Here is a 6,728-nt window from a genome sequence, read left to right as displayed (position 1 = left end):
GTCCCGCCGTGTGTACACCGTCACCAGGTGGTCGACCATGCGGCGGAACAGCACCGGCCGCCAGCGCTCCAGTTCGGGGCGCCCGTCGAGGAACGCGAAGACCCGGTCGTACTGGTCGAAGACATCGAAGTGCCGGTCACTGGTGGTGCGCAGGATGCAGCCGGCCCGCCGCTGCCGGTAGTGCACGCACACCCGGTCCAGGGTGGCGATCGACTCCGCCGTCATCAGGACCGGATACGTCCACGGGGTGTCCTCGTAGTAGCCGGGCGGGAAGGTGAGCCCCGTGCGCTGGACGAACTCCCGCCGGTACGCCTTGTTCCAGGCCACCATCAGCAGGCTCAGCAGCCCGGGCCGGTCGGTGAGCCGGAACGGGGCCGGGCCGCGCTCGGTGAGTTCGGCGGCGACCCGGTTGCGCACGGCCTCGCCCGCCCAGTAGGTGCGCGCGTAGTCGTAGACCAGCACATCGGGTTCGCCGGTCTCCTTCAGCCGGTCGGCGAGGGCGAGCAGCGCGTCGGGGGTGAGGGTGTCGTCACCGTCCAGGAACACCAGGTAGTCGCCGGTCGCCCGCTCCATCCCCGCGTTACGGGCCCGCCCCAGGCCGGTGTTGTGCGGCAGGTGCACCACCCGGACCCGCGGGTCCCGGGCCGCGAACTCGTCGATCACCGCACCGCAGGCGTCCGGCGAGCAGTCGTCGACGGCGATCAGTTCGAGATCGGGATACGACTGCGACAGCACCGACTCCAGGCACTCGTGCAGATACGCCTGAACCTGGTAAGCGGGGACAATGACACTGAACCTGGGCAAGGGGCATCCAACGGTCGGTGCGGGCGTTCTGCCCGGCAACGGCCGCTGGGCCGACTTGGTTACGCGCCCTGCGGCATCCGGGGGACGTTCGTCACACGAAGGGGCGGACCTCCCCGGCCCGCCCCATCAACTTTGCTGCGCCATCTGCTACTTGACGGCCCCCGCCATCACGCCGGAGACGAACTGCCGCTGGAACGCGAAGAACACGACCAGCGGGATCACCATCGAGATGAACGCGCCGGGCGCGAGGACGTCGATGTTGTTGCCGAACTGCCGTACCTGGGTCTGCAGGGCGACCGTGATCGGCTGGCTCCCCGAGTCGGTGAAGATCAGCGCGACCAGCATGTCGTTCCACACCCACAGGAACTGGAAGATGCCGAGCGCGGCGATGGCCGGCCCGGCGAGCGGCATCACGACCCGCACGAACAGCCGCAGTTCCCCCGCGCCGTCCAGCCGGGCCGCCTCCAGCAGCTCCCGCGGGATCTCCGCGAAGAAGTTCCGCAGCAGGAACACCGCGAACGGCAGACCGAAACCGACGTGGAAGAGGACCACACCGGTCAGGGAGCCGAAGATGCCCAGCGAGCCGAAGAGTTCGGCGATGGGGATCAGCGCCACCTGTACCGGCACCACCAGCAGCCCCACCACCGCGAGGAACCACCAGTCGCGGCCGGGGAACTCCATCCAGGCGAAGGCGTAGCCCGCGAGCGAGCCGATCACCACCACCAGCACGGTCGCCGGCACGGTGATGCAGACCGTGTTCAGCAGCGAGCCGGTGATGTCGTCGTTCTTCAGCAGCGTCTCGTAGGCGCCGAAGGTGAGCTGCGAGGGCTCGGTGAACACCGTCCACCAGCCGTCGGCGGCCATGTCCCGCGGGGTGCGCAGACTCGCCAGCAGCAGCCCGATCGTCGGGACCAGCCAGAACAGGCCGATGACGATCAGGAACACACGGACCAGCCCGCCGCTCACCCACTGGCTGAGCCGCGAACCCAGCGACGGCTCCGCCCCGACAGAGGGGGCGGCCGGTGCGCCCGCCTTGGTGGCACTCATCGCCGCACCTCCCGCCGCAGCCGCCGTACGCTACTGTGCCCGCCCGGGGGACGACCCCCGGACCCCCGGCAGTCACACGGCCGACGCCCGTTCATCGCCGCACCTCCCGCCGCAGCCGCCGTACGTTACTGTGCCCGCCCGGGGGACGACCCCCGGACCCCCGGCAGTCACACGGCCGACGCCCGTTCATCGCCGCACCTCCCGCCGCAGCCGCCGTACGTTACTGTGCCCGCCCGGGGGACGACCCCCGGACCCCCGGCAGTCACACGGCCGACGCCCGTTCATCGCCGCACCTCCCGCCGCAGCCGCCGTACGTTGAACCACATCACCGGGATCACCAGCAGCAGCAGGAACACCGCGATGGCGCTGGCGATGCCCGGCTGGTCCGCCGAGAAGCCCTGGCGGTACAGCTCCAGCGCGAGCACGTTGGCGTCGTCCTGGGAGGAGCCCGGGGCGATGATGAAGACCAGGTCGAACACCTTCAGCACATTGATCATCAGGGTGACGGTGACCACCGCGAGGACCGGCGCCAGCAGGGGCACCGTGATCCGTCTGAACACCTGCCACTCGTTCGCGCCGTCCACCCGCGCGGCCTCCAGCAGCTCCCGGGGCATCCCCGCGAGCCCGGCCGCGATCAGCACCATCGCGAAGCCCGCCCACATCCAGATGTACGAGCCGATGATGGCCGGTGTGACCAGCGACGGGCCGAGCCAGTCCAGCCCGTTGTACGGCGCCGCGAAGTTGCTCGCCGGCAGCCGGAGCCGTGCCCCGTCGGCCTTGGAGGACAGCGAGAACGTGCCGTCGGCACCGGCCGTGGCCGTCTCCACCACCTTGCCGTCCCTGACGGCCTCGATCCGCATCCCCGGATAGCCCAGCTCGGAGGCGTCGACCCGGTTCAGCGCCCCGACGCCCTCGCCCCGGGTGAAGTCCTGCCAGGTGGTGCCGGTGATCCGGTCGTCCTCCGGCTTCGCCGCCGCCGCGGGCTTCGCGCCGTCCGGCATCAGGTCCGGGGCGACGCCGACCAGCGGCAGCGTGACCGTGTCACCGGCGCTCACCGTGCCCGTGGTGATGAACGCGCCCCCGCCGGCCGGCTCCAGCGGCGACTCACGGCCCGGGTGCGCCTTGGGGAACGCCGACGACTCGGCGAAGGTGTCGTGCACCCCGACCCACACCGCGTTCGCCACGCCCTTGTCCGGGTCCTGGTCGTACACCAGGCGGAAGATGATGCCGGCCGCCAGCATCGAGATCGCCATCGGCATGAAGACGACCAGCTTGAACGCCGTTCCCCAGCGCACCCGTTCGGTCAGTACCGCGAAGACCAGGCCGAGCGCGGTGGCGACCGTCGGCGCGAACACCACCCAGATGATGTTGTTCTTGAGGGCGGTGCGGATGCCCTCGTCGGTGAACAGCGCCCGGTAGTTGTCGATTCCGGCGAAGCCGTCACCGGACTGGTCGTAGAAGCTGCGGACGACGGAGTACCCGATCGGGTAGACCACGAGCGCACCGAGCAGCACGAGCGCGGGCAGCAGGAACAGCGCCGCGACCGTTCTCCGGGTGCCGGTGACGCTCCTGCGCGACTTGGGAGCGGTGGGGGCGGCCTTCGGGGCCCCCACCGCCGGGTCCGACGCCATCGCCGGATCAGTTCCCGTACGCCGCGGCCGCGTCGGCCTCCAGCCGCGCCTGCGTCCCCGCGACGTCCTTCGGGTTCTTCAGGAAGTCCTGCAGCGCCTTCCACTCGCCCTTGCCCGGCGTGCCACCGAAGGCCTGCGGGGCCTGGTCGGACATGTCGAAGCGGAAGTCGTCACCGGCGTCGATCAGCGCCTTGGCCATCTTCTGCTGCACCTCGTTGGGGTACGCGGAGTTCGGCACGTTCTTGTTCGGCGACAGGTAGCCGCCCAGCTTCGCCTGGATGCCCGCGGCGTCGGGAGAGGCGAGGAAGGTCGCCAGCGCCTGCGCCGCCTCCGAGTCCTCCAGGATCACCGCCGCGTCGCCGCCGGACACCACGGGCGGTGCGTCACCGGCCGCCGGGAACGGGAACACCTTCGCGTCCGTGCCCACCTCGGCGTCGGTCTCGGCGATGTTGACCTGCACGAAGTCGCCCTCGTAGACCATGCCGGCCTGGGGCTGGTCGCCGCCGGTGAAGGTCTGGGTCACGGACGCCGGGAACTCCGTCTGCAGCGCGCCGGACGCGCCGCCCGCGACGTAGTCCTTCTTGCCCCAGATCCCGGCGAGCGTGGTCAGGGCCTCCTTGACGGACGGGTCCGTCCACTTGATCTCGTGCCGGGCCAGCTGGTCGTACTTCTCCGGACCCGCCTGGGACAGATAGACGTTCTCGAACCAGTCGGTCAGCGTCCAGCCGTCGGCGCCGCCGACCGAGAACGGGGTGACCCCGGAGTCGTACACCGTCTGCGCGGCGGTGAGCAGTTCGTCCCACGTCGTGGGCTCGGCCGCGCCGGCGTTCTCGAAGACCTGGGCGTTGTACCAGATCAGTGACTTGTTGGCGGCCTTGTAGTAGACGCCGTACTGCTTGCCGTCGACCTTGCCGATGTCCTGCCAGGCCTGTGCGTAGTTCTCGGTGAGTTCCTTGGTGGCCCCCGCGCCCAGCGGCTTGGCCCAGCCCTTCTCCACGGCCTGCTTGATGGCGCCCGGCTGCGGCAGCAGCGCCACGTCCGGCGGCGCCCCGCCCGCGATCTTCGAACCGAGGAAGTTGATGATCGGGTCCTGGGCCGGCACGAAGGTCACCTCGGCGCCGGTGCGCTTCTCGAACTCCGCGAGGACCTTCTTGAAGTTGGCCTGCTCGGCGCCGGTCCACACGGCGGCGACCTCCAGGCTCTCGCCCTTCAGGTCGGGCAGGGTGACGGTGGTGCCGGTGTCGCCGGTCCCGTCACCCTTGCCGTTGTCACCGCCGTCGTCGTCGCCTCCGCAGGCGGTGAGCGAGACCGCGAGCACACCCGCGGCGAGTGCGGCGGCGGCTCTCAGCGCCGTGCGGGAGCGGGGGGTCGTCGGGGGGTGGTCGGGCGACTTGGGTATCCGGATGATCCTGCTCGTCCTGCGCATCACTGCCCCGTTCTTCGTACTCCGTCGTACTCCGTCGTACTCAGCCGAACGTTCGAGCGCTTCCCGTGCGCTCTGGTCTACGCCCGGGGGGTGGGGGTGGCAAGAGCGCGTTCCGTGTCAAGTCCGGGATCGTGACCGCGTCGTGACCATGCGTCAGCGCGGCTGAGTGTCCCGACTCATGACATGCTCACTCGAAGCAGGAAAGCTGTGCACATGCCCATCAGACGATCAGTCACCGCGGTCGCCCTTCTGGTGCTGACCCTGACGGCGTGCGGGACGCAGCGCGGCGGCGTGCGGGCGGCAGCGCCCGAGAGCCCTCCGCCCTCCACCAGCCCCCCGCCGTCCTCCGGCGCCCGGCCGATGTGCGCGGAGCCGGCCGAGGCGCCCACGGTGGTGCCGTCCCCCTCCGCCTCGTCCACCCCGCGTACGGACGGCCCGCAGGAGCAGCACGGGGACGGCGCTCCCCACTACGCCGAGAACCACGCCTACCGGATGCAGGCCTCGATGACCCCGGAGAAGCGGGCCTGGGGAGCGGCGTCGGCCGAGCTCGTCCGCGCGGAGCTGGAGAAGGTGCGCGCGGAGGGCGGGGCCGGGGAGTACGGCCGCTTCGCCGACGAGCGCGTCGCGGCGGCCCTCGCCCGCCTCGGCTGCGGCGAGGAGCACGGGGTCTACATCGGCAACGGGTACTACAGCCTGCACACGGGAGTCGTCTGCGTGTCCGGCCGGGTGACGAAGGACGAGCTGACCACCGAGGTGCACGGCGCGTACGCGGAACCCCAGCCCGGAACCGGTCCCTGTGTGGAGAACCGGGGAGGCCACTGACCGGCCTCCCCGCACGCGGTCAGAGGAGCGACGGCACCTCCGCGGCCGAGACCTGACGGGCCGCCCGCTCCAGGGCGCTGGCGAGCAGGGCCAGGTCCGTCGGGCCGTTGCCGAGTTCGCGGACCTGGCGGCGGGCCGGAGGGTCGCCCATGCGGTGCCACTCCAGGGGGACGACCGTCGGCCGCAGGGTCGCCGTCCGCGGGATACGGCCCGTCACCCGGCCGCCCTGGAACGCCGTCTCCCGCCCGTCCGGACGGGCCAGCCGGCCCCGGCCCGGCACCGGGTCGTCCGGGCCGCCACCCGGCACGGGGGGATCGAGGACGACCCGCAGCGACGCCTGCCGCACCGGCTCGGTCCCCGCCGTCCGCGCACACGGCCCGGTGGCCGTCACCAGATGCACACCGAGCCGCTCGCCGTCCCGGGCCACGGCCTCCAGGGCCCGCATCACCGATCCCGCGGCGGGCCGCCCCGGTGAGCCGAGCGCGGGAGACACCAGCGCGTCCAGATCGTCCACGACCACCACCAGCCGGGGCAGCGGCGGCGGTGCCTCCGTCCTGTTCCGGCCCGCTCCCGGGCGCAGCCGCAGCGTCGAACTGGGCGGGGTGTCCAGGTCGCCGTTCTGCCCGCCCGTCGCCGCCCCCGCGCGGGAGGCGGCCGTGCGCTGGGCGACCATACGGTCCGACAGCTCGCGTCCGGTGTGCCACTCCGCGAAGTCCGAGCGGCCCAGCAGCTCCGCGCGCCGCTTCAGTTCGGCGCTCAGGGACTGGGCGAACTCCCGCATCCGCACGGGGTCGTTGGCGCCCAGATGCGTGGTCACATGCGGTACGTCCGTACAGACGCGCAGACCCTCGCCGTGCCCCGCGCCCGTCGCGCCGCCGCCCCTGCCGTCGACCAGGACGATGCCCAGCCGGTCGGGGCGCTCGGCGGCGGCCAGCGAGGCGACGACCGCCCGCAGCAGCTCCGTACGGCCGCTGCCGACCGCACCCTCGATCAGCAGG

The 6,728-nt window shown here is 71.8% G+C and carries 6 protein-coding genes; 1 reads left to right on the top strand and 5 read right to left on the bottom strand.

Annotated features, from left to right (window positions below; translation table 11 throughout):
* The 4 genes from B9S61_RS30395 to B9S61_RS30380 all read right to left on the bottom strand — a co-directional run.
* Positions 1-804: glycosyltransferase family 2 protein (locus B9S61_RS30395; protein WP_146064996.1), on the bottom strand; the 804-nt coding region annotated here is incomplete at its 3' end.
* Positions 805-951: 147 nt separating this feature from the next.
* Entirely contained in the window at positions 952-1,851 is a 900-nt protein-coding gene (locus B9S61_RS30390) for a carbohydrate ABC transporter permease (RefSeq protein ID WP_103545103.1), read from the bottom strand.
* A gap of 281 nt (positions 1,852-2,132) precedes the next feature.
* The gene (locus B9S61_RS30385; protein ID WP_181007610.1) at positions 2,133-3,482 is read right to left on the bottom strand and encodes a carbohydrate ABC transporter permease; all 1,350 of its coding nucleotides are present in this window, start codon (positions 3,480-3,482) and stop codon (positions 2,133-2,135) included.
* Positions 3,483-3,489: 7 nt separating this feature from the next.
* Positions 3,490-4,908, bottom strand: coding sequence for an ABC transporter substrate-binding protein (locus B9S61_RS30380; RefSeq protein WP_103545102.1), 1,419 nt, complete (start codon positions 4,906-4,908; stop codon positions 3,490-3,492).
* A 213-nt stretch (positions 4,909-5,121) separates the two neighbouring features.
* On the opposite strand from B9S61_RS30380, the gene B9S61_RS42745 reads away from it, so the two are divergent.
* Positions 5,122-5,730: a hypothetical protein gene (locus B9S61_RS42745; RefSeq protein WP_258039933.1), complete on the top strand. Its 609-nt coding sequence runs from the start codon at positions 5,122-5,124 to the stop codon at positions 5,728-5,730.
* A gap of 19 nt (positions 5,731-5,749) precedes the next feature.
* Here B9S61_RS42745 and B9S61_RS30370 read toward each other — a convergent pair.
* Positions 5,750-6,728: FtsK/SpoIIIE domain-containing protein (locus tag B9S61_RS30370; RefSeq protein WP_258039932.1), on the bottom strand; the 979-nt coding region annotated here is incomplete at its 5' end.

The sequence above is a fragment of the Streptomyces sp. SM1 genome, from assembly GCF_002910825.1.
Taxonomy (GTDB): Bacteria; Actinomycetota; Actinomycetes; order Streptomycetales; family Streptomycetaceae; genus Streptomyces; species Streptomyces okerensis.
The sequence above is the reverse complement of the archived record's forward strand: the minus strand, read 5'-3'. Positions and strand labels throughout refer to the sequence as shown.

Bases quoted from the DNA above. Each gene is read 5' to 3' on its own strand.
- B9S61_RS30385 (WP_181007610.1), bottom strand. From the start codon at position 3,482: ATGGCGTCGGACCCGGCGGTGGGGGCCCCGAAGGCCGCCCCCACCGCT.
- B9S61_RS30390 (WP_103545103.1), bottom strand. From the start codon at position 1,851: ATGAGTGCCACCAAGGCGGGCGCACCGGCCGCCCCCTCTGTCGGGGCG.
- B9S61_RS42745 (WP_258039933.1), top strand. From the start codon at position 5,122: ATGCCCATCAGACGATCAGTCACCGCGGTCGCCCTTCTGGTGCTGACC.
- B9S61_RS30380 (WP_103545102.1), bottom strand. From the start codon at position 4,908: ATGCGCAGGACGAGCAGGATCATCCGGATACCCAAGTCGCCCGACCAC.